At 71.7% G+C, this 26,121-nt stretch carries 24 protein-coding genes; 15 read left to right on the top strand and 9 right to left on the bottom strand.

The genetic code is table 11. The features are described 5' to 3' along the window. Nucleotides 1-253: 253 nt before the first annotated feature. From rhaI to ACH4ZA_RS10950, 6 genes are all read left to right on the top strand, one after another. A complete protein-coding gene (rhaI, locus tag ACH4ZA_RS10975; RefSeq protein ID WP_398428925.1) occupies nucleotides 254-1,414 on the top strand; it encodes an L-rhamnose isomerase in 1,161 nt (386 codons plus the stop codon). Nucleotides 1,415-1,527: 113 nt separating this feature from the next. Further along, nucleotides 1,528-3,567: a bifunctional aldolase/short-chain dehydrogenase gene (locus ACH4ZA_RS10970; RefSeq protein WP_398428923.1), complete on the top strand. Its 2,040-nt coding sequence runs from the start codon at nucleotides 1,528-1,530 to the stop codon at nucleotides 3,565-3,567. Between the two features lie 5 nt (nucleotides 3,568-3,572). After that, nucleotides 3,573-5,009 carry a rhamnulokinase family protein gene (locus ACH4ZA_RS10965; protein WP_398429270.1) on the top strand — a complete coding sequence of 479 codons (1,437 nt, stop codon included), beginning with the start codon at nucleotides 3,573-3,575 and terminating at the stop codon, nucleotides 5,007-5,009. A 73-nt stretch (nucleotides 5,010-5,082) separates the two neighbouring features. Next, nucleotides 5,083-5,838 carry a (Fe-S)-binding protein gene (locus ACH4ZA_RS10960; protein WP_398428922.1) on the top strand — a complete coding sequence of 252 codons (756 nt, stop codon included), beginning with the start codon at nucleotides 5,083-5,085 and terminating at the stop codon, nucleotides 5,836-5,838. Next, a complete protein-coding gene (locus tag ACH4ZA_RS10955; RefSeq protein WP_398428921.1) occupies nucleotides 5,835-7,322 on the top strand; it encodes a LutB/LldF family L-lactate oxidation iron-sulfur protein in 1,488 nt (495 codons plus the stop codon). Before ACH4ZA_RS10960 ends, ACH4ZA_RS10955 begins: the two co-directional genes overlap by 4 nt. Continuing rightward, complete coding sequence (locus tag ACH4ZA_RS10950) at nucleotides 7,319-7,981, top strand: lactate utilization protein C (protein ID WP_398428920.1); 663 nt, start codon at nucleotides 7,319-7,321, stop codon at nucleotides 7,979-7,981. The genes ACH4ZA_RS10955 and ACH4ZA_RS10950 overlap by 4 nt, the downstream gene beginning before the upstream one ends. A 66-nt stretch (nucleotides 7,982-8,047) precedes the next feature. On the opposite strand, the gene ACH4ZA_RS10945 is transcribed toward ACH4ZA_RS10950, so the two are convergent. Then, nucleotides 8,048-9,586, bottom strand: a complete 1,539-nt coding sequence (locus ACH4ZA_RS10945; RefSeq protein WP_398428918.1) for an FAD-dependent oxidoreductase — start codon at nucleotides 9,584-9,586, stop codon at nucleotides 8,048-8,050. A gap of 157 nt (nucleotides 9,587-9,743) precedes the next feature. Then, nucleotides 9,744-10,322: a hypothetical protein gene (locus ACH4ZA_RS10940; RefSeq protein WP_398428917.1), complete on the bottom strand. Its 579-nt coding sequence runs from the start codon at nucleotides 10,320-10,322 to the stop codon at nucleotides 9,744-9,746. 139 nt (nucleotides 10,323-10,461) lie between these two features. Between ACH4ZA_RS10940 and ACH4ZA_RS10935 the strand changes: the two genes are divergently transcribed. Both ACH4ZA_RS10935 and ACH4ZA_RS10930 read left to right on the top strand, forming a co-directional pair. After that, nucleotides 10,462-11,319 (top strand): AAA family ATPase, encoded by an 858-nt coding sequence (locus tag ACH4ZA_RS10935; RefSeq protein WP_398428915.1) that lies wholly within the window; start codon nucleotides 10,462-10,464, stop codon nucleotides 11,317-11,319. A gap of 56 nt (nucleotides 11,320-11,375) precedes the next feature. Continuing rightward, nucleotides 11,376-12,668 (top strand): VWA domain-containing protein, encoded by a 1,293-nt coding sequence (locus tag ACH4ZA_RS10930; RefSeq protein ID WP_398429269.1) that lies wholly within the window; start codon nucleotides 11,376-11,378, stop codon nucleotides 12,666-12,668. Nucleotides 12,669-12,719: 51 nt separating this feature from the next. On the opposite strand, the gene ACH4ZA_RS10925 is transcribed toward ACH4ZA_RS10930, so the two are convergent. The 3 genes from ACH4ZA_RS10925 to ACH4ZA_RS10915 all read right to left on the bottom strand — a co-directional run bounded on the left by ACH4ZA_RS10925 (nucleotide 12,720) and on the right by ACH4ZA_RS10915 (nucleotide 14,931). Next, nucleotides 12,720-13,085, bottom strand: a complete 366-nt coding sequence (locus tag ACH4ZA_RS10925; RefSeq protein ID WP_398428914.1) for a cupin domain-containing protein — start codon at nucleotides 13,083-13,085, stop codon at nucleotides 12,720-12,722. Between the two features lie 140 nt (nucleotides 13,086-13,225). After that, entirely contained in the window at nucleotides 13,226-14,203 is a 978-nt protein-coding gene (locus ACH4ZA_RS10920) for a pyridoxal-phosphate dependent enzyme (RefSeq protein ID WP_398428913.1), read from the bottom strand. Continuing rightward, entirely contained in the window at nucleotides 14,200-14,931 is a 732-nt protein-coding gene (locus ACH4ZA_RS10915; protein WP_398428912.1) for a transcriptional regulator, read from the bottom strand. Before ACH4ZA_RS10915 ends, ACH4ZA_RS10920 begins: the two co-directional genes overlap by 4 nt. Nucleotides 14,932-15,114: 183 nt before the next feature. On the opposite strand from ACH4ZA_RS10915, the gene ACH4ZA_RS10910 reads away from it, so the two are divergent. Beyond that, nucleotides 15,115-15,933, top strand: a complete 819-nt coding sequence (locus ACH4ZA_RS10910) for an SAM-dependent methyltransferase (protein WP_398428911.1) — start codon at nucleotides 15,115-15,117, stop codon at nucleotides 15,931-15,933. Between the two features lie 42 nt (nucleotides 15,934-15,975). Here ACH4ZA_RS10910 and ACH4ZA_RS10905 read toward each other — a convergent pair whose 3' ends face one another. Together ACH4ZA_RS10905 and ACH4ZA_RS10900 are read right to left on the bottom strand one after the other, a co-directional pair. Next, nucleotides 15,976-16,890 carry a helix-turn-helix domain-containing protein gene (locus tag ACH4ZA_RS10905; protein ID WP_398428910.1) on the bottom strand — a complete coding sequence of 305 codons (915 nt, stop codon included), beginning with the start codon at nucleotides 16,888-16,890 and terminating at the stop codon, nucleotides 15,976-15,978. A 219-nt stretch (nucleotides 16,891-17,109) separates the two neighbouring features. Further along, entirely contained in the window at nucleotides 17,110-17,340 is a 231-nt protein-coding gene (locus ACH4ZA_RS10900; RefSeq protein ID WP_398428909.1) for a DUF397 domain-containing protein, read from the bottom strand. 129 nt (nucleotides 17,341-17,469) lie between these two features. Here ACH4ZA_RS10900 and ACH4ZA_RS10895 point away from each other — a divergent pair, with 129 nt between their 5' ends. The 3 genes from ACH4ZA_RS10895 to ACH4ZA_RS10885 all read left to right on the top strand — a co-directional run bounded on the left by ACH4ZA_RS10895 (nucleotide 17,470) and on the right by ACH4ZA_RS10885 (nucleotide 19,510). Then, nucleotides 17,470-17,931, top strand: a complete 462-nt coding sequence (locus tag ACH4ZA_RS10895) for an ATP-binding protein (RefSeq protein ID WP_398428908.1) — start codon at nucleotides 17,470-17,472, stop codon at nucleotides 17,929-17,931. 27 nt (nucleotides 17,932-17,958) lie between these two features. Next, on the top strand, nucleotides 17,959-18,453 hold the full coding sequence (locus ACH4ZA_RS10890) for a hypothetical protein (protein WP_398428906.1): 495 nt from the start codon (nucleotides 17,959-17,961) through the stop codon (nucleotides 18,451-18,453). Between the two features lie 91 nt (nucleotides 18,454-18,544). Continuing rightward, on the top strand, nucleotides 18,545-19,510 hold the full coding sequence (locus ACH4ZA_RS10885; RefSeq protein ID WP_398428905.1) for a pirin family protein: 966 nt from the start codon (nucleotides 18,545-18,547) through the stop codon (nucleotides 19,508-19,510). A 302-nt stretch (nucleotides 19,511-19,812) separates the two neighbouring features. On the opposite strand, the gene ACH4ZA_RS10880 is transcribed toward ACH4ZA_RS10885, so the two are convergent. After that, a complete protein-coding gene (locus ACH4ZA_RS10880) occupies nucleotides 19,813-23,175 on the bottom strand; it encodes a discoidin domain-containing protein (protein ID WP_398428904.1) in 3,363 nt (1,120 codons plus the stop codon). 470 nt (nucleotides 23,176-23,645) lie between these two features. Next, nucleotides 23,646-24,263 (bottom strand): haloacid dehalogenase, encoded by a 618-nt coding sequence (locus ACH4ZA_RS10875; RefSeq protein ID WP_398428902.1) that lies wholly within the window; start codon nucleotides 24,261-24,263, stop codon nucleotides 23,646-23,648. A 310-nt stretch (nucleotides 24,264-24,573) separates the two neighbouring features. On the opposite strand from ACH4ZA_RS10875, the gene ACH4ZA_RS10870 reads away from it, so the two are divergent. From ACH4ZA_RS10870 to ACH4ZA_RS10860, 3 genes are all read left to right on the top strand, one after another. After that, on the top strand, nucleotides 24,574-24,918 hold the full coding sequence (locus ACH4ZA_RS10870) for a DoxX family protein (RefSeq protein WP_398428901.1): 345 nt from the start codon (nucleotides 24,574-24,576) through the stop codon (nucleotides 24,916-24,918). A gap of 121 nt (nucleotides 24,919-25,039) precedes the next feature. Continuing rightward, the gene (locus ACH4ZA_RS10865) at nucleotides 25,040-25,570 is read left to right on the top strand and encodes a nucleosidase (protein WP_398428900.1); all 531 of its coding nucleotides are present in this window, start codon (nucleotides 25,040-25,042) and stop codon (nucleotides 25,568-25,570) included. Nucleotides 25,571-25,654: 84 nt separating this feature from the next. Next, a partial coding sequence (locus tag ACH4ZA_RS10860) for an S-adenosylmethionine synthetase N-terminal domain-containing protein (protein WP_398428898.1) occupies nucleotides 25,655-26,121 on the top strand: 467 nt, incomplete at its 3' end.

The raw sequence follows: 26,121 nt of genomic DNA, 5'->3' as shown, positions 1-26,121 counted from the left end.
CCGCGGACCGGGCCGCTAGGGGCCGCCGCGGTGTCGTGAAAGGTTTCAACTGGATGGCCGGGACGTTAGGCATCCCGGCCATGTCACGTCAATGGGTACGTGTCGAAAAGTTTTCGATACACGAAGGTCACGCCCGAGTCACGGGGAAGACACCAGGCCTGGGGGGTTGACACCTGTTCGGCGGCCTCATAGCTTCCCGTTCTGAATCGTTTCATCCGGAGTCGATGCCGGACCGATGTCACAGGAGCCCGAAGTGACCGACCTCGTCGCCGTGAAGGCCGCGCTGAAGACCCAGGCCGTCGAGACGCCGTCATGGGCGTACGGGAACTCGGGGACCCGTTTCAAGGTGTTCGCCCAGCAGGGGGTTCCGCGCACCCCGCAGGAGAAGCTGGACGACGCGGCACAGGTGCACGCGGTCACCGGGGCGGCCCCGACCGTCGCGCTGCACATCCCGTGGGACAAGGTGGAGGACTACTCCGCGCTGGCCGAACACGCCGAGGACCGGGGCGTGAAGCTCGGGGCCGTCAACTCCAACACCTTCCAGGACGACGCCTACAAGCTCGGCAGCATCTGCCACCCGGAGGCGGCGGTGCGCCGCAAGGCCGTCGACCACCTGCTCGAGTGCGTCGACATCATGGACGCTACGGGCTCCACCGATCTGAAGCTGTGGTTCGCGGACGGGACGAACTATCCCGGCCAGGACGATCTCCGCGCGCGCCAGGACCGGCTCGCGGAGGGCCTCGCCGAGGTGTACGAGCGGCTGGGCGACGGGCAGCGGATGCTGCTGGAGTACAAGTTCTTCGAGCCGGCGTTCTACGCGACGGACGTCCCGGACTGGGGCACGGCGTACGCGCACTGTCTGAAGCTGGGCCCCAAGGCGCAGGTGGTGGTCGACACCGGGCACCACGCGCCCGGGACCAACATCGAGTTCATCGTCGCCACACTGCTGCGCGAGGGGAAGCTCGGCGGGTTCGACTTCAACTCCCGGTTCTACGCCGACGACGACCTGATGGTGGGCGCGGCGGACCCCTTCCAGCTGTTCCGGATCATGTACGAGGTGGTGCGCGGCGGCGGGTTCACCTCCGACGTGGCCTTCATGCTCGACCAGTGCCACAACATCGAGGCGAAGATCCCGGCGATCATCCGCTCCGTGATGAACGTCCAGGAGGCGACGGCCAAGGCGCTGCTCGTCGACGCCTCGGCGCTGGCCGACGCCCAGGCCCGCGGCGACGTGCTGGAGGCCAACGCGGTCCTGATGGACGCGTACAACACGGACGTGCGGCCGCTGCTCGCGGAGGTTCGCGGCGAGCTGGGGCTGGACCCCGACCCGATGGGGGCGTACCGGCGGTCCGGGTGGGCCGAGAAGATCATTGCCGAGCGGGTGGGAGGGGAGCAGGCCGGTTGGGGCGCGTGAGCGTCCACGGCGATCCGTCCCGTCGCGGGGCGCGGGCCGCAGGCAGCCGGTCGCGCAGTTCCCCGGGCCCCGGGCAAGTCCACTCACCCTCTCCTGAGAAGTAAGGAAACTCCATGTCCACCCATCCCGAAGCCGCCGCCCTGCTCGGTCGGTCCCGTCGGCTCGGCGCCGACCCGCGCAACACGAACTACGCCGGCGGCAACACCTCCGCGAAGGGCTCCGACACCGACCCCGTCACCGGCGGGGACGTCGAGCTGATGTGGGTGAAGGGCTCGGGCGGCGACCTCGGCACGCTGACCGGGGCCGGGCTCGCCGTGCTGCGGCTGGACCGACTGCGGGCGCTGCGCGACGTCTACCCGGGGGTCGAGCGCGAGGACGAGATGGTCGCCGCGTTCGACTACTGCCTGCACGGCAGGGGCGGTGCGGCCCCGTCGATCGACACCGCGATGCACGGGCTCGTCGACGCCCCGCACGTCGATCATCTGCACCCGGACTCCGGCATCGCGCTGGCCTGCGCCGCCGACGGGGAGAAGCTGACCGCCGAGTGCTTCGGCGACGCGGTCGCCTGGGTGCCGTGGCGGCGGCCCGGGTTCCAGCTCGGCCTGGACATCGCCGCCATCAAGGCGGCCAACCCGCAGGCCATCGGCGTGATCCTCGGTGGTCACGGCATCACCGCCTGGGGCGACAGCGCCGAGGAGTGCGAGCGCAACTCGCTGCACATCATCCGCACGGCCGAGGCGTTCCTCGCGGAGAAGGGCAGGACCGAGCCCTTCGGCCCCGTCCTCGACGGCTACGGCCCGCTGCCCGAGGGCGAGCGCCGCAAGCGGGCCGCCGCGCTCGCGCCGTACGTCCGGGCGATCGCCTCCCAGGACCGGCCGCAGGTCGGGCACTTCGACGACTCGGACGTCGTCCTCGACTTCACCGCGCGGGCCGGGCACCCTCGGCTCGCCGCGCTCGGCACCTCGTGCCCCGACCACTTCCTGCGCACCAAGGTGCGGCCGCTGGTCCTGGACCTGCCGCCGACCGCGCCGCTGGAGGACGCCGTGGCCCGGCTCGGCGAGCTGCACACCGCCTACCGCGAGGAGTACGCCGCCTACTACGCGCGGCACGCCGAGCCCGGCTCCCCCGCGATGCGCGGCGCCGACCCGGCGATCGTGCTGGTGCCGGGCGTCGGCATGTTCTCCTTCGGCAAGGACAAGCAGACCGCCCGGGTGGCAGGCGAGTTCTACGTCAACGCGATCAACGTGATGCGGGGCGCCGAGGCTGTGTCCTCGTACGCGCCGATCGAGGAGTCGGAGAAGTTCCGCATCGAGTACTGGTCGCTGGAGGAGGCCAAGCTCCAGCGGATGCCGAAGCCCAAGCCGCTCGCCACCCGGGTCGCCCTGGTGACGGGAGGCGGCAGCGGGATCGGCAAGGCGATCGCGCACCGGCTGGCCGCCGAGGGCGCCTGCGTGGTCGTGGCCGACCTGAACGGTGAGAACGCCGCCGCTGTCGCCGAGGAGCTCGGCGGACCCGACAGGGCCGCCGCGGTCACCGTCGACGTGACGTCCGAGGAGCAGATCGCCGCCGCCTTCGAGGCCGCCGCGCTCGCCTTCGGCGGGGTCGACCTGGTCGTGAACAACGCCGGAATCTCGATCTCCAAGCCGCTGCTGGAGACGTCGGCGAAGGACTGGGACCTTCAGCACGACATCATGGCCCGCGGGTCCTTCCTCGTCTCGCGCGAGGCGGCGCGCACGATGATCGCGCAGCGCCTGGGCGGCGACATCGTCTACATCGCCTCGAAGAACGCCGTCTTCGCCGGGCCCAACAACATCGCCTACTCCGCCACCAAGGCCGACCAGGCCCACCAGGTGCGGCTGCTCGCGGCCGAGCTGGGCGAGCACGGCATCCGCGTCAACGGGGTCAACCCCGACGGCGTGGTGCGCGGCTCGGGCATCTTCGCCGGCGGCTGGGGCGCCCAGCGCGCCGCGACCTACGGCATCGAGGAGGAGAAGCTGGGCGAGTTCTACGCGCAGCGCACCATCCTCAAGCGCGAGGTGCTGCCCGAGCACGTGGCGAACGCCGTGTTCGCGCTGACCGGCGGCGAGCTCACCCACACCACCGGACTCCATGTCCCCGTCGACGCGGGTGTGGCGGCCGCGTTCCTCCGGTGACGGCCGTGCGGGCGTACGCCGCCGTCGACCTCGGCGCGTCGAGCGGGCGCGTCATGGTCGGCCGGGTCGGCCCCGACACGCTGGAGCTGACCGAGGCGCACCGCTTCGCCAACCGCCCGCTCCGCCTCCCCGAGGGGCTGCGCTGGGACGTGCTGTCCCTGTACGCGGGGGTGCTGGACGGGCTGCGCGCGGCGGGCCAGGTCGACTCCGTCGGCATCGACAGCTGGGCCGTCGACTACGGTCTGCTGGACGCCGACGGGGCGCTGCTCGGCAACCCCGTGCACTACCGGGACGCGCGCACCGAGGGCGTCGCCGAGAAGGTGTGGGCGAGCGTGCCGGCGGCCGAGCTGTACGCGGCGACCGGTCTGCAGTACGCGCCGTTCAACACCCTCTACCAGCTGACGGCCGCGGCCTCCACGGCCCAGCTCGTGCAGGCGCGGCGGCTGCTGCTCATCCCCGACCTGCTGGCGTACTGGCTGACGGGCGAGCAGGGCACCGAGCTGACGAACGCCTCGACGACCCAGCTGATCGACCCGCGCACCGGCGACTGGGCGCACGACGTCGCCGGCCGGCTCGGCATCGACCTCGCCCTGTTCGCCCCGCTGCGGCGGCCCGGCGATCCGGCGGGCGTGCTGCGGGACCGGGTGCTGGAGGAGACGGGCCTCTCCGGACCGGTGCCGGTGACCACCGTCGGCTCGCACGACACCGCGTCCGCGGTGGCGGCCGTCCCGGCCGGCGACGAGCGGTTCGCCTACATCTGCACCGGCACCTGGTCGCTGGCCGGTCTGGAGCTGACCGCGCCCGTGCTCACCGAGGAGAGCCGCGCCGCCAACTTCACCAACGAGCTGGGACTGGACGGCACGGTCCGCTATCTCCGCAACATCATGGGGCTGTGGCTGCTCCAGGAGTGCATGCGCGCCTGGGACCACCCCGACCTGGCGGAACTGCTGCGGGACGCGGCAGCCGCGCCCGCGCTGAGCTCGGTCGTGGACGCGGGGGACGCCTCCTTCCTGGCGCCCGGGCGGATGCCGGAGCGGATCGCCGAGGCCTGCCGTGTCTCGGGGCAGCCGGTGCCGGGCACGCCCGGCGAGATCACCCGTTGCATCCTCGACTCCCTGGCCCTGGCGCACCGCAAGGCCGTCGAGGACGCCCAGCGGCTGGCCGGCCATGCCGTCGACGTGGTCCACATCGTCGGCGGCGGCACCCGCAACACGCTGCTGTGCCAGCTCACCGCCGACGCCTGCGGGCTGCCGGTGGTGGCGGGCCCGACGGAGGCGGCCGCGCTCGGCAACGTGCTCGTCCAGTCCCGGGCCCACGACCTGGTCGGCGACCGCGCCGACATGCGCCGGCTGCTGGCCCGCACCCAGCCGCTGACGCGCTACGAGCCGCGCGGCGACGCAGGGCGGTGGCACGCGGCACAGGCCCGTCTCGCCGGCCGGTGAGACGGGGTCTCCCCGGGAGCTCTCCAGCGGGCTACTCTTCATTCATCCGATGATCGATCCTTGAGGAGCCGCGATGCGTGTCGCCCTGTTCCTGACCTGTGTCAACGACACGCTCTATCCGGATACCGGCCGCGCCGTGGTGAAACTGCTGACCAGGCTGGGCGTCGAGGTCGACTTCCCGATGGCGCAGACCTGCTGCGGACAGGCCCACTACAACACCGGTTATCGCCATGAGGCCGAACCTCTCGCCCGGCATTTCTCCGATGTATTCGGTGAGTACGAGGTGATCGTGACGCCGTCGGGATCGTGCGGGGCGATGGTGCGGGAGCTGTATCCGCGGATGGGCGAGCGGGCCAGGGCGGAAGGGCGCGGCGACACGCTCGCCGCGGCCCTCGCCCCGGTCGTCCCGAAGACGTACGAGCTCACCGAGTTCCTGGTGGACGTGCTCGGTGTGACCGACGTCGGCGCCTGCTACCCGCACACGGTGACCTATCACCCGACCTGTCACGGGCTGCGCGGACTGGGGCTCGGGGACCGGCCCCGGCGGCTGCTCCAGGCGGTCAAGGGGCTCGAGCTCGCGGAACTGCCGGGCGCCGACGAGTGCTGCGGCTTCGGCGGCACGTTCGCGCTGAAGAACTCCGACGTCTCGGCGGCGATGGGCGCCGACAAGGTGCGCAACGCCGAGTCGACGGGCGCGGAGGTGCTGTGCGCGGCCGACAACTCCTGCCTGATGCACATCGGCGGGACCATGACGCGGCTGCGCACCGGGATGCGGCCGGTGCACATCGCGGAGATCCTGGCGAGCACGGAAACGGAGCCGGCACTGTGAGCGGGACGTTCGTCGGGATGCCGGCGTTTCCGGAGGCCGCCCGGGAGGCGGTCGGCGACACGACCCTGCGCGCCAATCTGCGGCACGCCACGCACACCATCCGCGCCAAGCGCGCGGCGGCGGTCGCCGAGATGTCCGACTGGGCCGCGCTGCGCGAGGCCGGCAAGCAGATCAAGGACCACACCCTGCGCCATCTCGACCGCTATCTGGTGCAGTTGGAGGAGAAGGTCACCGCGGCCGGCGGCACGGTCCACTGGGCGGCGGACGCCGACGAGGCCAACCGGATCGTCACGCGACTCGTCAAGGAGACCGGCGAGTCGGAGGTCGTCAAGGTCAAGTCCATGGCGACGCAGGAGATCGGGCTCAACGAGGCGCTGGAGGCCGAGGGCATCCGGGCCTACGAGACGGATCTCGCCGAGCTGATCGTGCAGTTGGGCAAGGACCGTCCCTCGCACATCCTGGTCCCGGCGATCCACCGCAACCGGGGCGAGATCCGCGACATCTTCGCCGCGGAGATGAGCGAGTGGGGGCGACCGGCCCCCGAGGGCCTCACCGACACGCCCGCCGAACTCGCCGAGGCGGCCCGTCTGCACCTGCGGGAGAAGTTCCTGCGCGCCAAGGTCGGCGTCTCCGGCGCCAACTTCATGGTCGCCGAGACCGGCACCCTCGTCGTCGTGGAGTCCGAGGGCAACGGGCGGATGTGCCTCACCCTCCCCGAGACCCTGATCTCCGTCGTCGGCATCGAGAAGATCGTGCCGACCTGGCGCGACCTGGAGGTCTTCCTCCAGACGCTGCCGCGCTCCTCGACGGCCGAGCGGATGAACCCGTACACGTCCACCTGGACGGGCACCACCGACGGCGACGGTCCGCGGACCTTCCACCTGGTGCTGCTCGACAACGGCCGCACCGACACCCTCGCCGACGAGGTCGGCCGGCAGGCCCTGCGCTGCATCCGCTGCTCGGCGTGCCTGAACGTGTGTCCCGTGTACGAGCGGGCCGGCGGCCACGCCTACGGCTCGGTCTACCCGGGCCCGATCGGCGCGATCCTCAGCCCTCAACTGCGGGGCACCGGCAGCGAGATCGACGCCTCGCTGCCCTACGCCTCCTCCCTGTGCGGGGCCTGCTACGAGGTCTGCCCGGTCGCCATCGACATCCCGGAGGTGCTGGTGCACCTGCGGGAACGGGTCGTGCAGGGCGGGCCGGTGACCCGGGAGGGCAACCGGACGGTGCTGAAGCCGGCCAAGGGCCATGCCGCGGAGCGCGCGGCGATGCGGGCGGCCCGCTGGGCGTTCGCCCGCCCCGGCGCACTGCGCGCCGGTCAGCGGCTGGCGTCGCGCACCCGCCGGCTGCACCCCCGCACCCTGCCCGGTCCGGGCAGGGCGTGGAGCGGCACCCGGGATCTTCCGGCCGTGCCCGCGGAACCCTTCCGCGACTGGTGGCAGCGGACCGACGGCGGCACCACGGACGAGGGGACGGCGAAGTGAGCAGCAGGGAACTGATCCTCGGCCGGGTCCGGCGTGCGCTGGCCGACGTGCCGCGCGACGGCGCTCCCGGGCCGGACGGGCTCGCCGGGTACGAGGAGGCCGTCGCCCGCGAGTACCTGCGGGAGCACGGCGAGCGCGACGCCGCCCGGACGGTGCAGCTGCTGGCGGAGAACCTGGCCGACTACCGGGCGCTCGTGCACCGCTGCACTCACGACGAACTACCGTCCCTGATCGGCCGGTTGCTTGCCGAGCACGGGACGCGGTCGGTTCTCGCGCCGACGGGCCTCGACCCCGCCTGGCTGTCCGCGACGGACGCCGAGCTGGTCGAGGACCGGGCCGGGAGCACCGCGCACGACCTGGACGGCGTGGACAGCGTGGTCACGGCGTGCGCCGTGGCGATCGCCGAGACCGGGACGATCGTCCTGGACGGCGGCCCCGATCAGGGCCGGCGTCGCATCACGCTGGTCCCCGACCACCATGTGTGCGTGGTCCTGGTCCCCGGGCAGGTGGTGTCGTCCGTGCCGCAGGCCCTCGGACGGCTCGACCCGGCACGCCCGTTGACATGGATCTCCGGGCCGTCGGCGACCAGCGACATCGAACTGGACCGGGTGGAGGGGGTGCACGGCCCGCGCACGCTGGAGGTCGTCCTGGTCGGCTGAGGCGGGACGTCCCCGGCCCGGGCCGGGGATGGGCCGGACCAGCGCGCCGGCGCAGCGCGGCTCGGCTCAGAGGTCGCGGGGCTCCAGCGGGTCGACCGCCGGGCCCTGCAGGACCGCGCCCCGCACGTCGAACCGCGAGCCGTGGCAGGGGCACTCCCAGGCCCGCTCGGCGCGGTTGAAGGCGACGAGGCAGCCCAGATGGGTGCAGCGCGCGGACAGGGCGTGGAGCTGTCCGTCCTCGTCGCGGTGGACGGCGCAGCGCTCGCCGCCGACGCGGACCACCGCGCCGTCGCCCGGCGCGAGGGTCTCGACCGACGGCCCGGAGGGCGAGGGCAGCCGGTCGCCGACGAAGTGCCGGGCCACGTCGGCCTGCTGCTTGAGGAAGGCGGCGCCCTCGCGGACCACGGAGGTGATCCGGCGGGGGTCGTACAGATCGTCCCAGGGGCTGGTCCCGCCGGTGATCTGCTCGGCCAGCAGACGGCCGGCCATGACACCTCCGCTCATCCCCCAGCCGCCGAAGCCGGTCGCCACATAGGCGTGGCGGCTGCCGGGGTGCAGCCTTCCGACCAGCGGGACGGAGTCGGTGGAGTCGTTGTCCTGGGTGGCCCAGCGGTGGGTGAAGGTCAGGTCGCCGAAGCGGTCCGTCGCCCAGCCGCGGAGGCGTTGGAAGCGTTCTTCGACGTCGCCGCCGGAGCCCGGCGTGAAGTGCTCGCCCGTCACGATCAGCAGGCGCCGGCCGTCGTCCATCGGGGCCGTGCGCACCGAGCGCGTGTTCTGCTCCTGGGTGATGTACATGCCCAGCGGGGCGCCGATGGGGTCGATCGGCGCCGCCACCACCAGTTCGCGGCGCGGGGAGAGCCTGCTGAAGAGCAGCGCCCGGTCGAACACGGGGTAGTGGGTGGCGACGACCACGGACCGGGCGCGCACCTCGGTCCCAGAAGCCGGCGACCGGGTGGTGAGCACACAGGGGTCGCCCTCGGTCAGGCCGGTGACCCGGGTCTGCTCGTGGATGGCGCCGCCGAGCCGCCGGATGTCGTCGGCGAGGGCGAGGAGGTACCTGCGGGGGTGGAACTGCGCCTGCTCCGCGACCCGGACCGCGCCGGCGACGGGGAACGGCAGGTCCGTGTCGGTCACGTACTCGGCCGGGAGCCCGGCCTCCCGCGCCGCCTCCGCCTCCGCCTTCAGGGCGTCGGTGCGGGAGGCGTCCTCGGCGTAGGTGTAGGCCGCCGTCTCCTCCCAGTCGCAGTCGACTCCGAGCGCGTCCGCGGTCTCGGCGACGTGCCGGACGGCCTCGAACTGCGAGCGGGCGTACAGTGCGGCCGCCTCCGGTCCCCGGGTGCGGCGCAGCCGGTCGTAGACGAGCGTGTGCAGGGCGCTGACCTTGGCCGTCGTGTGCCCGGTGACCCCGGCCGCGATCCGGTCCGCCTCCAGCACGGCGACGGAGCGTCCCCGCCGGACCAGCTCCCAGGCGGTACTCAGTCCCGCGATGCCCGCGCCGACGACCGCGACGTCCACGGTGAGCGGCCCTTCGGGCGGGGGCAGCGGGTCGCCGCCCGGCGCGGTGTCGAGCCAGTACGACCCGTGGAGGTGCGCATGATCGTCCATGTCGGCCGGGTTCCCACGGCAGGGCGGATCACACGGGCACCGGCGCCTCGTGAGGACCGCGGCGCCGGTCCCCGCGGCAAGCCGGCCGCCCGGTGGGCCCGCGGTCGTGCGTCCCCGCGCTCGTACGCCCCCTCGTCGTGCGGCCCGCGGTCGTGTGTCAGGACCAGGTCATCGGGCAGCCGTGCCGCAGCGCGTACCGGGCGGCGCGCAGGTACATGGCTGCGTAGAAGGCCGCCTCCTGGTCGTCGGCCCACGGACCCGGCCGCGCCGCGGCCGCCGCACTCGCCCCGCCGTCGAGGAACCAGTTCGTCATCTCCAGGTTGCCGCCGGTCTCCGGTATCGCGTCCAGGGGCAGGGAGAGAGCGTCGGCCAGCCGCTCGGCGAGGGCGAGGACCTGCGGTGCGCCGGCGATCAGCGTCTCGTCCGTGTACGCGCTGCCGGTCGGCAGCTCCACCGCCCGGTCCAGGGAGACCGGCACCAGGACGGTCCAGCCGAGGAGCGTCGCCTCCTCGGCCGGGGCGAGGTGCGCCCGGCACAGCGCGGCGAATCCGGCCATGGACGGGCTCGCCTTCTCCTCGAACCAGCCCCGTCCACGCGCGGCGGATTCCGCCGGCACATACGGAGGCAGTCCGCGTCGCCGCAGTTCGTCGTTCAGCGCCGAGGCCGTGTCGCCGTATCCGCCCTCCTCGTGCCCGAACCACTCCCTCGCGTCCACGCTCACCAGATACACACCCATGCCCTGCAACGTATCGCCCGCCACTGACAACGCCCCCGGCGGCGAGGGTGAGGGGAACGCTCGTGACAAATTCGGTGAACAAGCGCTTAGATAGTGGGCGGATCACGCTCCCGTCCGCGCCGACCGCCGGAGGCCCCCGTTGTTCACGTCCGTCGACGATGTCTCCGCCCGGCTCGCCGAGGGCGGGTACCTGGCCTCCCCCGCCGTCGCCACGTCCGTCTTCCTCGCCGACCGGCTCGGCAAGCCGCTGCTGGTCGAAGGGCCTGCCGGCGTCGGAAAGACCGAGCTGGCCAAGGCCGTGGCACGGGTGGCGGAGGCCCGGCTGGTGCGGCTGCAGTGCTACGAGGGCGTCGACGAGTCCCGCGCGCTGTACGAGTGGAACCACGCCAAGCAGCTGCTGCGCATCAGCGCGGGCAGGGGCGAGACGTGGGACGAGACCCGCACCGACGTCTTCAGCGAGGAGTTCCTGCTCCCCCGCCCCCTGCTGACCGCCATCCGCGGCGACGAGCCGACCGTCCTGCTGATCGACGAGACCGACAAGGCCGACGTCGAGGTGGAGGGACTGCTCCTCGAGGTGCTCAGCGACTTCCAGGTCACCGTTCCGGAGCTGGGCACGATCACCGCGACCCGCCGTCCGTTCGTGGTCCTCACCTCCAACGCCAGCCGTGAGCTGTCGGAAGCGCTGCGCCGGCGCTGCCTCTTCCTGCACATCGGGTTCCCGGAGGAGGAGCTGGAGCGGCGGATCGTCCGGCTGAAGGTGCCCGGCATCGACGCGGCGCTGGCCGAGTCCGTGGTCCGGGTGGTGGGCGCGCTGCGCGCGATGGACCTGCGCAAGGCCCCGTCCGTGGCGGAGACCGTCGACTGGGCGCGCACCCTCCTCGCACTCGGCGCCGACGCCCTCGACGAGAACGTCGTCCGTGACAGTCTGGGCGTGATCCTCAAGCACCAGGACGACGTCCTCAAGGCCGGCGCGAAGCTCGACCTGGACGCCGTGTGAGCGCCCGGGTCGCCGACCGGCTGGCCGGCTTCGTCGCGGCGCTGCGCGCCCACGGCATGCGGGTCGGCACGGGCGAGACCGTGGACGCGGCCGAGGCCGCCGCGGCGCTGGGGTTCGCCGACCGGGCGCTGCTGCGCGAGGGACTGGCCGCGACGCTGCTGCACTCGGCGGACCAGCGCCGGGTCTTCGACACCGTCTTCGACCTGTACTTCCCGCGTGGCGTGGGCGCGCCCGCCGGCGAGCCGGGCGACCGGGACGACCTGCGCGAGCGGCTGGCGGCCGCACTCGCCGAGGGCGACGACGCGATGCTGGGCCGGCTGGCGATCGAAGCGGTCGACGGGCTCGGCGGCTACGGGAGTTCACCGGGCGCGGACGGCTGGTCGTCGCACCAGACCCTCGAACGGCTGCGTCCGCAGACGCTGTTGGCCCGCGTGCGGGACGACATGCGCACGCGGGGCGCCGGTTCCGGCTTCACCGGCCGGCTGCTGGAGGACGAGATCCGGCGGCGTATCGAGACGTTCCGCGGGCTCGTGGCCGGGGAGGCGCGCCGTCGGGTGGCGGAACGCCGCGGGCGGGACGAGATCGCCCGCCGGGCGGTGGCCCCGACCGCCGACCGGGTCGACTTCCTGTACGCGGGCCAGGAACGGCTGGCCGAACTGCGGCGGACGGTGCAGCCGCTGGCGCGCAAGCTGGCCACGCGGATGGCGGCGCGCCGCCGCCGGGCCGCCCGGGGTTCCGTCGATCTGCGGCGCACGCTGCGGGCCTCGCTCTCGACGGGCGGGGTGCCGATGCGGCCCGTACTGCGCCGGCGGCGTCCGGTCCGCCCCGAACTGGTGCTGCTGTGCGACGTGTCGGGGTCGGTGTCCGGGTTCTCCGACTTCACGATGCTGCTGGTGCAGGCGCTGCACGACCAGTTCTCCAAGGTGCGGGTGTTCGCCTTCGTCAACCGGATCGACGAGGTGACCGGTCTGCTCCGACGCGGATCGGCGGACCCCGAAGGCCTCGGCGCCCGCATCCGGGCCGAGGCGCGGCTGACGGGTTATCACGGCAGCAGCGACTACGGCGTCTCCCTGGGCGAGTTCGCGGAGCGGTACGGGGCCGCGGTCGGCCCCCGCACCACGGTCTTCGTGCTCGGCGACGCCCGGACCAACATGGCCGACCCCAATCCGGCCGCGCTGCGACGGATCGCCGGGCAGGCCCGTCATCTGCACTGGCTGAACCCGGAGCCCCGGTCCCTGTGGGGCACGGGCGACTCGGCCGCACCCGAGTACGCCGAGGTGGTCGCGATGCACGAATGCCGCAACGTCCTCCAGCTCGGCGCACTCATCGGCCGGCTGCTTCCCGTCTAGACCCGGCCGGGCGGACCCTGTCGGTCCGGACGGATGGTGTCCGGGCAGGCCTCAGGCCTCCTTGGCCTTCGCGTACTCCGTGGCCATCGCCCCGGCGAAGTCGTACACGACGCACTGTTCGTCGCCCACGACCCAGGCGTCGTGGCCGGGCGGCACCACGAACACGTCACCGGGGCCGAGTTCGCTCTCGCCGCCCTCGTCCATCGCGATGCGCATGCGTCCGGATACCACATAGCCGTTGTGGTGGATCATGCAGGTGTCGGTGCCCATGATCCCCGCCAGCGACTCGGTCCAGCGCCACCCGGGTTCGAAGGTCGCCCTGGCGAAGTCGAGCCCGGTCATGTGGACGGCCTCGATGTGGCCGCGGGGGAAATCGCGGCGCTCGTCCGGCTTGTCGAGCGTCTTCACTTCCATCATGACGCTCCTCCCTTCCGGCCGCGCTCGACCGCGGCCGGGGGCGGTCTCCCGGCGGACCTGGACGCCGCCGGCGGGAGCCGCGCCCCTACGCCTCCATCGTCCGCCTGTCCACCGGGGGCCGCCATACGGGCCGACCGGCCTCAGCCGACGTCGCCGCACAGCTCGGCGAAGCGGCCGGCGTCGATGTTGCCGCCGGAGACGATCACGCCGACGCGCCGGGGGAGGTCGCCGACCCGTCCGGCGAGAAGCGCGGCGAGCGGCGTGGCGCCGCTGGGCTCCACGACGATCTTCAGCCGTTCGAAGGCGAACCGCATGGCCGCCCGGATCTCGTCGTCGGAGACGAGCGTGATCGCGTCGACGAGCCGCCGGTTCACCGAGAAGGTGAGCTCGCCCGGGGTGTGCAGGGCCTGCCCGTCGGCGATGGTGCGCGGCACCGGGATCTCGACCCGGCGGCCCGCCTCCAGCGAGCGCTTGGTGTCGTCGCCGGCCTCGGGCTCGACGCCGACCACCCGGATGCCGGGCCGCAGTCCCTTGACCGCGGTCGCGCTGCCCGCGATGAGCCCGCCGCCGCCCACGGGCGCCAGCAGGACGTCCAACTCGCCTGCTTCCTCCAGGAGTTCGAGGGCGGCGGTGCCCTGGCCCGCCATGACGTGCGGGTGCTCGTAGGGCGGGATCAGCGCCAGACCGCGGTCGGCGGCCAGCGCCTCGGCGATGGCGACGCGGTCACCGGAGTACCGGTCGTAGGTGACGATCTCGGCGCCGTAGCCCTCCGTGGCGGCCCGCTTGGAGCGCGGCGCGTCCTCGGGCATGACGATCACCGCGGCGGCGCCCAGTTCCCGGGCGGCCAGGGCGACGGCCTGGGCGTGGTTGCCGGAGGAGTACGCGGCGACGCCCCGGGACAGTTGCTCGGGGGTCAGCCGGGAGGCCGCGTTGTAGGCGCCGCGGAACTTGAAGGCGCCGACGCGCTGGAAGTTCTCGCACTTCAGCAGGACCTCGGCGCCGACGATCCGGTCGAGGGTCCGGGAGCGCAGCACGGGGGTGCGGTGCGCGACGCCCTTGAGCCGGACGGCCGCGTCGCGGACGTCGTCGAGGGTGATCGGCGGGGGCGTGCTCGTCACGAGGGTGCTCCTTCAGGGGTGTCGTCGGCGTCGTCCGCCCCGGTCGCCGGGGTGGCTCTGGCCTGCGAGAGATAGGTGTAGGCGGAGGCCCGCGAGATGCCGAGGCGGGCGGCGGTCTGCTCGATCGCGCGACGCACGGCGAACACACCGCGTTCGTCCAGGCTGCGGAAGAGAGCCAGTCGCCGCGGCCGGTCCAGGCCGGCCCAGGTCTGGTCCTGGCGCAGCAGATGGGCGTCGAGGAGGGCGTCCACGACGGAGTCGATGTCGTCGCCGAACGTGGTCGCCGGCGGGTCGGAGGGCCCGGTCGCCGTCCCCGCGAGTGCGGCCAGCACCGTACGGGCCCGGTCCACCTCGGTGACGTCCACGTTGACGCAGAGGGCGCCGAAGACCGCGTTCGTGGAGTCGCGCAGCACCATCGTGGAAGACTTCACCAGCTTTCGGGCGCCGGTGCGGGTGACGTAGTTCAGTTCGTCCGCGGCGGCGTCCCCGCGGGCGAGGACGCGCATGCCGATCTCGCTCATGGCGCCGCCGACCGTCCGTCCGGTCACCGCCCCGGCGACGGCGACGACGGACGCCTCCGGACGCCGGTAGTCGTGCAGCACCACCTCGCACACCGGGCCGAAGGTCGCGGCGATGCCGTCGACGAGAGGGATCAGGGCGCGCAGGATCACGTCCCGCTCCCGTTCCCGTTCCTCTTCCCGCGGGGTCCGCGGCGCCTGGTTCTCCATACATCGATTAGACCATGAGTCCAGCCATTGGACCAGTCGTCCAATCGGACGGGCGTCGAGAGTGGCCGGACGTCTCGCGGGGAACCGTCGCCGGAGAGGGTGGTGGGGTCAACTGGCTTGTCCCTAGGATGGGTTGGCGGTCGCGCCAGTCCGTGGCACGGCGGGAACCCTCTGGGGGACGAGATGCAGCCGGGCAAGCAGCTGTCCACGAAGATCGATGAAACGATCCCGACGGCCGCGCGCATGTACGACCACTATCTGGGCGGCAGGGACAACTACGCGGCCGACCGCGCCGCCTGCGAGGAGCTCGACAAGGTCGTCCCCAGCACCCGCGCCCTCGCGCTGAACAACCGGCGCTTCCTGCAGCGGGCCGTGCGGACCCTGGCGCAGGAGCACGGGATCAGGCAGTTCCTCGACCACGGCTCCGGCCTGCCCACGCAGGACAACGTGCACCAGGTCGCCCAGCGCGTCGACCCGGGCGCGCGCGTCGTCTACGTCGACAACGACCCCATGGTCCTCGTGCACGGCAGGGCCCTGCTGGAGCAGGACGAGCGGACCGCCGTCATCCACGCCGACCTGCGCGACACGGACGCCGTCCTCGACCACGACGAGACGCGGCGGCTGATCGACTTCTCACAGCCGGTCGCCGTGCTGTTCAACTCGGTCTTCCACTGCATCCCCGACAATGAGAGCGACGGGCCGCAGGCGGTGGTGCGCCGGGTCGGCGAACGTCTCGCCCCGGGCAGCTGTCTGGTGATGTGCCAGCTGGTCAGCGAGGACGCCGAGGTCAGGGCGTTCGTCACCGATTTCATGGACAAGGCCACCCAGGGCCACTGGGGCCGGGTGCGCCAGGAGAAGGACGTGGCCGCGCTGTTCGAGGGCCTGGAGATCCTGCACCCCGGGCTGGTCGAGGTCTCCGCCTGGCGACCGGACACCGAGGTGGCGCCCCGTCAGCTCACCCTGGAGTGGATAGAGTTCGGCGGCGTCGGCCGACTGGGCTGACATCCCCGGGGCGCGCCGGCCGCCCGGGGAGGCCGCCTCAGGTCAGGGATAGCGCTGCCGCACGGTGGACTCCAGAAGCGCGACGGACTCACGCGGGTTCAGCGCCTCGTCGGCCAGCCGGTCCAGAGCGACCCGGTACTCCTCCGTCTCGTCCCGGTCCTCGAGGAAGGTGGCGCTCCTGATCTGCTCCAGATAGACGACGTCGGGCAGGTCGACGCCGGGGAAGCGCAGATAGGTGACCGGTATGGCGGGCGCCGAGGCGTGGGTGACGTCCAGCGGCACCACCTGGACGGTGACATGGGGCAGGGCGGCCAGCGCCACCAGGTGGGCGAGCTGCTCCCGCATCACCTCGCGGCTGCCCAGCACCCGCAGCAGCACCGACTCGTCGAGGATGGCCCACACCTGCGGGGCGTCCGGCCGCCGCAGCAGTTCGGTGCGCCGGGTCCGCAGTTCGACCCGGCGCTCCACCTCCCGTGGCGTCGCCGACGGCAGCCCGCGCTCCACGACGGCGCGCGCGTACGCGGGCGTCTGGAACAGACCCGGCACGTACTGGATCTCGAAGGTACGGATCGCCGTGGCGGCCTCCTGCAGCCCCACCAGCCGGTCGAACCACTCGGGCATCAGCCGCTTGTCGTAGCGCTGCCACCAGCCCGGCTCCCCCGCCTGCCGCAGCAGTCGCAGCAGCACGGCGGCCTCGTGGTCCTCGGTCTTGTACAGCGACAGGAGCGCGCGGACGTCCGCCTCGACGGGCGGCCTGCGCCCCTTTCCTGCCTCGATGCGCGACAGCTTCGCCGGGCTGAACCCGAGGGAGCGCGCGGCCTGTTCCTGGGAGAGGCCGGTGTCCTCCCGGATACCCGCCAGCTGTACGCCGACCAGCATTTTCAGCAAGGTCGGGGCGGGCTCACCCCGGTTCAGATAGGGTTCGAGGCGGGAGACGCGAGGCGACTCGGCAGACATCCTGACTCCCCGTGGACCGGCAGACGACAGACCGAAAGTATCGCATCCGAAGCCCTCCAGCCGCATACGGCAGGGGAATTGAGCCCCTTTCGAGTCCTTCGGGCCCGTCGGATCCTACGGCCGGCCCGTCTGCGGCGGCCCTTCTTCGGCCGTTCCGCCCGGCCCGAGCGGCTCCGGTCCGTCAAGCCCGGTGACGCCCACCAGGTCTTCACGAGGCCTTCACACCAGGTGGTCGAACTCCCCGCCCTTGGCTCCGGCCACGAACGCGGCGACCTCCGCCGGCGTGTAGACCAGCGCGGGCCCGTCGGGATCACGGGAGTTGCGCAGCGCGACACCTCCCCCGTCCAGGGCCGCGACCTCGACACAGTTGCCCTCGGCGTTGCTGTGGCTGCTCTTGATCCAGCGCGCGCCCAGCGAGCTCGCCCGCACTCCGTTCGGCACTGACGGCATCGCACTCTCCTCATGCGTGTGCGCAATTTCCCGTGAAATTGCACGAGGACATCGTCAGCGTGGATAATAGCCCTGTCGTCAACCGCTCTTCCGGCGCCCCGTTCTGACGTCACCTCAGGGAGATGCACCGTGTCATCACCTGCGCAGTTGCGAAGTCATGAGTCCGTCTCCGTCCGCGACTCGCCCAGAACCGCCGTCCTGCACCTCACGGGCAGCGGCGAGGGGTTCGCCCGGGCACGCGACTTCACCCATCGCACGCTGGACTGCTGGTCCCTCGGCCATTGCGGCGACGACGCCATCACCGTCGTCACCGAACTGGCCGCCAACGCGGTCCTGCACGCCCTCCCCCACACCGGGACGGACCGGTTCCCCGTTCGGCTCAGACTCACCCTGCGACGCTCACACCTGGTGTGCGCCGTCACCGACCCGAGCGACAGCCTGCCCGTCTGCCCGCAGTCCACGGACGACCTCCTCGAGCACGGCCGCGGACTGCACATCGTCGAAGCCCTTTCGGAGCACTGGGGATGGACCCGCCGTTTCCCCGTGGGCAAGACCGTCTGGGCCATGCTGCCGACCCGCCCCCTTTCCTGACCCCTGACGCCGACCCTGACTCCCGACATGACTGCCACGAAGAGAACCACCCCGCTCGCAGGCCTGGGACACGTGCCGTGGCCCGAGATCAAGGACTCCACCGGTTCCGCCGCGGCCATCCCTTCCCTGCTCACCACGCTGGCCCGCGGCGACGCCGACAGCGCCGGCCCGGCACTGGGTCAACTGCGGCGACGCATCTGCCAGTTCGGTTTCGTCGTCGATCAGGCGACGGCGGCCACGGTGCCCTTCCTCTGGGAACTCGTGCGGCTCCCCCAGGTGACGTGCCGCGCGGAGATACTGCGCCTGCTCAAGAGCATCGCCGACGCCCGGCAGTGGGAGACCACCGCCGCCGTGTACCCCAAGCTGCACCACCACCCCGACGACTACGTGGGGTGGGAGCGCGAGGCCCGCGACGCCGTCCACGCCCAGCGCGACGTGCTGCGTCAATTGCTCCGTGAGCCCGGACCCGACGCCGAGATGGTGCAGGCCACCACCGAACTCGCCGCCGCCCTCGACGACTGAGGGGGCCGGAGCCCGTCAGGGGGCGCCGCGCCGGAACACGGCCCCCTTGCCCCGCTGCACGCCCACGCGCCCGACCGCTAGGTTGGTGCGCATGAGCAACCTTGACCGCTCGCCCGTGCCGAGCGTGTGCGGCGGCCGTGGCTTCGTCGTCGCCGAGCCCGTCCGCGAGCTGCTGAGCCCCCGCCATGTGCAGCTCGGCGGATCGACCGAGGTACGGCGGCTGCTGCCGAACCTGGGGCGGCGCATGATCGGCGCCTGGGCCTTCGTCGACCACTACGGCCCCGACGACATCGCCGACGAACCGGGCATGCAGGTCCCGCCGCACCCGCACATGGGTCTGCAGACCGTGAGCTGGCTGCACGAGGGCGAGGTGCTGCACCGCGACTCCACCGGCAGCCTCCAGACGGTCCGGCCCCGGGAACTCGGGCTGATGACCTCGGGGCGCGCCATCAGCCACTCCGAGGAGAGCCCGCGCTCGCACGCCCGGTATCTGCACGGCGCCCAGCTGTGGGTGGCGCTGCCGGACGCGCACCGGCACACCGACCCCCACTTCGAGCACCACCCCGACCTGCCCCTCGTCACGGCCCCCGGCCTCCGGGCCACCGTGCTCCTCGGCGGCCTGGACGGAGCCGTCTCACCCGGCACGGCGTACACCCCCCTCGTGGGCGCCGACCTCACGCTCGCCCAGGGCGCGGACGTACGGCTGCCGCTCGAGCCCGACTTCGAGTACGGCGTGCTGTCGATGTCCGGCGAGGTCCATGTGGACGGCGTCCCATTGCACCCCGGTTCCCTGCTCTACCTCGGCTGCGGCCGCACCGAACTGCCGCTGCGCGCGGAGTCCGACTCCGGGCTGATGCTCCTCGGCGGCGAGCCGTTCGAGGAGGAACTGGTCATGTGGTGGAACTTCGTCGGCCGCAGCCACGCCGAGATCGAACAGGCGCGCGAGGACTGGATGACGGGGTCCCGGTTCGGGGAGGTCAAGGGCTACGACGGCGCCCCGCTGCGCGCTCCGGAACTGCCGCCGGGGCCGCTCAAGCCTCGTGGAAGGGTGCGCTGACCCGGCGAGATGCCAATTCCCGACGCACAAGCCCCGTGCCGTATTTCCCTGCTTGGGCTGCGCCTCACTGCGACCGGCACCGCTGCGTCGGCGCTTCCCTGGCCAAGGCGGAAGCGGAGATCGCCTGCGAGCGGTACTGACCCGGTTCCCCGGATTCCGACTCGCCGTACCGCCCGAACGACTCGAGTAGCGCCGCACTCGCCTCGTCCGCGGACTCGCAGCACTTCCCGTCCCGGCGTGGCCACCGTCGGCAGGTCTCCACAGGCCTTCACCAGGGGGTGACCCGTGGTGGTGGTGGCGTGTTACTTGATGCCGATCTCAGCCAGTTGCAGACGGAACCTGGTGCTCTCGTCGGAGGCGGCGGCGCCGAGTCTGGTCGCCGTCAGACGCAGGTAGCGGCCGGTGACGGAGGTGAGTGTGTAGGTCTGGGCGGCTCCGCTCGGGTTGGCCTGGCCGGTGACGGTACGGGCCGTGGTGTAGGTGGTGGAGCCGTCGGGGCGGGTCTGGAGTGTGAAGTCGACGGGGAAGCCCGCGGTGCCGCCGCCGGCGCCGCTGGTGTCGGTGCGCGGATACAGGGTGACGGAGCCGATGGACCGGTCGGCGCCGAGGTCGACCTCGATCCACACGGGTGTCGCACTGACGTCGGCGGCCGGCAAGTCGATGCTGGTGAAGCCCTTGGCGCCGGCGACGCTGGTGGTGGTGCCCTCCAGCAGCCGGGTCTTGCCCCAGTCGCCGTTCTCCAGCGTGTAGTTGGCCTTCACGGTCGTCGCGGCGGTGGGGACGGTGAGTTCGGCGAGTTGCAGACGGAACTTGCTGGACTCGTCGGACGCGGCGGCTCCGAGCTTGGTGGCCTGCAGGCGGACGTAGCGGGCGGTGGCGGTCTTGAAGCCGTACGTCTGGACCGCTCCGTTGGGGTTCTGCTGGCCGGTGACGGTGCGGGCGGTGGCGTAGGTGCTGGATCCGTCGGGGCGGGTCTGGATGGTGAAGTCGACGGGGAAGCCCGCGGTCCCTCCCCCGGCGGCCGGGGTGTCGGTGCGGGGGAAGAGGCGTACGGCGTCGAGGTCGGTGTCGGCTCCGAGGTCGATCTCCACCCAGACGGGGTTCGCGCTGACGTCGGCGGAGGTGAACTCGTTGCTGGTGTATCCCCTGGCGCCCGACACGCTGGTGAGCTTGCCGTCGGTGAGCCGGTTCCTGCCCCAGTTGGTGTTCTCCAGGCTGTTGTTGCTGGTGACCGGCCGGTTCAGGGCGAGGTTGTCGAGGCGGCCGGTGCCTGTGGCCGTGAACGTCCAGGTGCCCGGCTGAACCTTGAAGTAGACGTACGAGGAGTCCTTGCCGTCATAGCTGAGACCGCTGACGCTGCCGGTGGAGGAGCCGCCGGTGAAGACGGTGGTGCCGTTGGCCTTGATGACGGGCTGGGAGCCGCCGTAGGTGGGCACGCCCACCCGGGCGGTCGTCCCGTCCGGTGAGGTGAGCGTCAGCGTGGCCTGGGTTCCGTCACGGGTGATGCCGAAGCGGATGTCGCCCGCGACGGTCGGCGTCACCGTGTTGATCTTCGTGAGGGTGCCGGTCTGCGGGATCACCTCGTACGTCTCCCAGCCCGCCGTGGTGGGGCGCACGCCGGCGGCGTAGGCGGACAGCGCGTACAGCGGACCGCCGTTCCAGGCATGGTTGTCGGTACCGTCCGCCTTGACCCACACCTCCCACAGGGTGTGGCAGGCGGGGTCGGCGGCCTGGGCGGCGTAGCGGTTGCGCATCCGCTCCTCGGCGACGGTGGCCGCGCCCATCAGGTACAGCGCCTCCAGGACGTAGAACTCCGTGTAGGGGCTGGCGTTGAGGTGGGTGCGCAGCACGTCGGTGATCGCCGGGTAGTGGCTGGGGGCGGCCAGGCCCGCGACGACGGCGAGGGCGTTGGCCCGGTCGTCGGTGTCGCCGGTGTAGCCGGGCGAGCGGTACTCGTTCTTGGTGGAGTTCCACAGCAGGGTGTCGAAGTTGGCCTTGATGCTGGTGCGCTGGGCCTGCCATCCGGCGACGTCGCCGGTGTTGCCGCTGAGGTCGGCGAGCCTGGCGGCGGTGTCCAGGGCCAGGTAGTACCAGCAGTTGTTCAGGATCCGGGTGTCGATGTTGCTGCCCCAGTCCTGCCAGTCCCAGTCCCCGGCGCGGTGGGACACCAGGCCGTCGCCGCCCAGGCTCCACAGGTCCAGGTATTTCTTCACCGCCGGGTAGGCGGCGGTGACCGTGCTCGTGTCGCCGGTGTAGAGGTGGAACGTCCAGAACGACCACACCGAGGCGAGCATCTGGTTGGGCAGTTCGGCGGTCCAGATGGTCGAGGGCATCGGGGAGTAGAGCGCCCCGGTGTCCTTCTGCCAGGAGGTCAGCTGCGAGATGGCCTTCTTGCCCAGCTCGTGGGACCTGGTGTCGAAGGTGTAGAAGCCCTCCTTCAGCTGGTTGACCACATCGCCCCACCACTGGCCGCGCTCACGGGTGGGGCAGTCCATGTAGTTGTCCCGCATGTTGACGTACATGGTGCGGGCGGCCTTGGCCCACACGGTGTCGAGGAAGGCGTCATCGCTGGTGAACGATCCGGCGAAGTCCGTGTCGTATCCGGACTCCCGGTACTTGAGGTCCACGATCGTCACACCCGTGGGAATGGTGTACTTCACCGCCGTACCGCTCATCCAGGCCAGCGGTTCGAACTCCTGGACCCCGCCGGTGCAGACGTAGGTGGCGCGGACGTTGAAGATGGTCTTCTGGTCGATGCCGACCAGGCCTTTGCCGTCGTCGTAGTGGTCGGTCTGGACGCCGATCACCGCGCCGGCCGGGGCGTTCACCTTCAGGTACGGCGTGACCTGAATGTTGGACGGCAGGGAGGCCGAGATCGCTGTGGAGCCCTGGCCGGTGGCCGGCAGCGAGGCATCGTTGGTGTAGGACTTCAGGCCGGAGTACCGGAACTGCGGGACCGGACGCTGGACGAGGCCGTTCCAGGGAGCGGCGCCGGCGGCGCCGAAGTCGGTGGGCGCGCTCCAGGCGCTGTCGTCGAAGCCGGCGGACTGCCAGTCGGCCATGGCGGTGGCGTTGCGCGCGTCGTAGTAGACGTTCGACTCCGGCAGCCGGAAGTTGACCTGGGTGCCGCTGGTGTTGTTCGAGTAGCCCGGGTGGACCGTGTGCTTCCAGCCGGTGTCGCTGACCACGCGGGTGGTGGTGGAGGAGGTCGTGATGTCGGACTGGAACAGCAGACCGCCCTTGCCGCTGCTGCTGTGCGAGAAGCCCTCCTTGCCGAAGTACCACACCAGCAGCGCCACCGTGTTGCTGCCGCTGGTCAGGTACGGGGCCAGGTCGATCTCGTCGTAGTAGGTGTCCGTACGGTTCGGGCCGCGCTTGAGTCCGCCGTCGAAGACCACCAGGGCGCCGTTCACCCACAGCCAGTACTTGGAGTCCGCCGCGATCTGGGTGATGGCCTTCGAGGGAGCGGCGCCCAGGGTGAACGTTCTGCGGAACGCCACCCACTGGTTCGTCGTACTGGACGGAGCCCAGATCCACTTCGCGGTCCACGAGACCGCCGCGGACGCCGTCGGCGCCACCCCGGGCAGCATCAAGGAACCCAGAGTGGGGGCCAGGGCCACGCCTATGGCCGAGCGCAGAATGTTACGGCGCGTCACATCGTGCATAGCGGGCTCCTAGGGATGTGCGGAGAGCGGAGAGGGCGGCAGACGCGTCGGCAGCCCGGGGTCGAGGCAGGGCGGAATTGTTTCTTCCGAGTTCTTGAATCGTTTCAATCCAGTGTTTGCAGGCGTGATCCTGGCCCCGGTGCAGGCGTCGTGTCAATGGCCGCGCAACCGGAATTCGCGGGAGCAGCCGCAGTGAGGGCGGGAGGCCTGTGCAGTTCGGGCAGGGAAGGACGGAAGTGCCGACAGGCGCTGCTCACGGCCTCCGGACGTGTCCGCGAAGCAGGGCAGGCTGCGGGACCGTCGTGCCCGCGCCATGCGGCCACGAGGGCGGCACCGGCCGGCGTCGTCGAGCCGGCTCGGCATCCCTGCCGCCTCGGGAGAGCGACGTCCGGAGAAAGCGCACCGGCCGGGGGAGGACGACCCGGACGACGCGACGCCGTCCCGCCGACTCGCGGGTCGAGCGCCGTCGCTCAGACCCTGCTGGCGGTCAGACGCTGCAACGCGGGTATCACGGCGCGCAGGTCATCTCCCTCGACTGAGGTGGTCGCGAGTGCGCTCACCTCCGACGGGGCGTTGAAGGCGACGGCGAGGCCCACCGAGCCGAAGAGCGGTCCGTCGGTCGGGCACGCGCCCACGGCCGCGCAGTCGTGCGGCGCGACCCCGAGATCGTCCGCACGGCGCCGGATGAACTCGACCTGGTCCGCGGGCGTGTACGGACAGCCTGCCAGGCCCGTGAACCTGCCGTTTCTCGCGTCCAGGCAGCGCCCCGAATAGGAGTGGAAACCGAACCGCTCGGCGAGGTGCGCGCCGATCGGGGTCCAGGTGAGGCTGGAGACGACCGGCACCAGGCCGTTGCTCCAGCACCACTTCGTGGTCTCCTCGATTCCGGGGATCATGGGCAGTCCCGCGAGCTGGGTGTGCAGTGCGTTCTCCGGGATGGCCGCCCAGCGTACGGCGTCGGTCGCATGGCTTTCATGCACGCTCGAGGCCCCGCTCAGTCCGAGGCGTTCCTCGACGAGGCGGGACAGGCTGCTTCCCCTGACCAGGATGCAGTCCACTGAGAAAAACACGGCGGCTTGGGCAGACATGAGTCTCCTTGGAGTATGCCACCGTGAGCGGTCTCACAGCAGGCACATCCGCGATCAATCCTTCCCGTCTCGGCGCGGGCCCACGATCCGGTGCTGACTTCGTCCTCGGATGCCCGGATATCGCCGTCGTAATCGACGAGTGGGCAGAGCCCGCCGTCACCCCGAGCACCCGAACCACCCTGCCGGCGGCTCGTGCACCCGCTGAGTGCGGACTCCAGCACTAGGGATCTCCTGGACCGATCGCGGCAAACATGGGAACGGCCGTCACTGCACGGTCCCTCGCCGCCTCGTCCACCGGAGACCCCCGTCCATGAACTACACATCCCTCACCATCGTTGTGTCGCTGGTTCTCCTGGTCTCGGCATTCGGCAAGCTGCGACGCCAGGAGTCCATAGTGACCGCGATGCAGGCAGTGGGCGTGCCGCACTCGTGGCTGCCCCGGCTGGCCTCGGTGGAGATCGCCGGGGCCTCGGGGCTGCTCGCCGGGCTGGCCTACCCGCCCCTCGGGATCGCCGCCGGCACAGGGGTGTTCCTGTACTTCTGCGGCGCCGTGGTCTTCCATCTCCGGGCGAGCGACCGCAAGGGACTCGTCGCGCCGAGCGCGCTCGCCGTGATGGCGCTGCTGGTCACCCTGCTGACCGTCCGGAACGCCTGACATCGGCCCGTCTCGAACGGCGCCCCTCCCGAACAGGAATCCCGTGCTGCTCCCCGCCCTGCCCGAAGCCGCCTTCACGGCTCGTCTCCGAGGTCGCATACGTCCTGACCTTCCGTTGATCGTGACGGCGGCCGAGGCGGAGGCGACGCACTTCGACGACAGCCTTCCCGTGCTGATCACCGGAATGGGGAAGGTGCGGGCTTCCGTGGAGCTCGCGTGGGCACTGTCGTCCGCGCGTCCGCGGGAGATCGTCAACCTCGGCACGGCCGGGTCGCTGGGCGGCTCGCTGAGCGGCGCCGTGGAGGTGTCCCGGGTCATTCAGCACGACCTGCGGGACGAGGTTCTCCACCGGCTCAGCGGAGTCTGCTACGGCCGTCCGCTCACCGTACGGTCCGAACCCGGGCCGACACTGGCCACCGGTGACTGCTTCGTCGCCGACGGCCGCACCCGCACGCTGCTGGCCGAGCGGGCCGACCTGGTCGACATGGAGGGCTACGCGATCGCCTCCGTGGCCGAGCGGTTCGGGCTGCCGGTGCGGATCGTCAAGTACGTCAGCGACCAGGCCGACGAGTCCGCCGAGCGGGCCTGGCCCGAGGCTGCCGCGGTGGCCTCCGGCGTACTGGCCGACTGGATGCGCCGGCACCTGGTCTGAACCGCAGGCAGCAGGCGCAGGAACCCGAACCGTCCGTTCTGTGCGGTGTCCCGTCGGGGGGCGCCGCGGTACCCCAGGAGAATCATGCCTCGTCGCCTGTTCACTTCGGAGTCCGTGACCGAGGGTCATCCCGACAAGATCGCTGACCAGATCAGCGACACCGTCCTCGACGCCCTGCTGCGTGAGGACCCGGCATCCCGGGTCGCCGTCGAGACCCTGATCACGACCGGTCTGGTGCACGTGGCCGGCGAGGTCACCACCAAGGCCTACGCGCCGATCCCCCAGCTGGTCCGCGACAAGATCCTTGAGATCGGCTACGACTCCTCCAAGAAGGGCTTCGACGGCGCCTCCTGCGGCGTCTCGGTGTCCATCGGCGCGCAGTCCGCCGACATCGCGCAGGGCGTCGACACGGCGTACGAGTCCCGCGTCGCGGGGTCCGCCGCGGGTGGGGAAGCAGACGAGCTGGACCGTCAGGGCGCCGGTGACCAGGGCCTGATGTTCGGCTACGCCTCCGACGAGACGCCGACCCTGATGCCGCTGCCGATCTTCCT

Origin of the sequence: Streptomyces sp. NPDC020597 (genome assembly GCF_044335095.1) — a bacterium.
Lineage (GTDB): Bacteria > Actinomycetota > Actinomycetes > Streptomycetales > Streptomycetaceae > Streptomyces.
The sequence above is the reverse complement of the archived record's forward strand: the minus strand, read 5'-3'. Positions and strand labels throughout refer to the sequence as shown.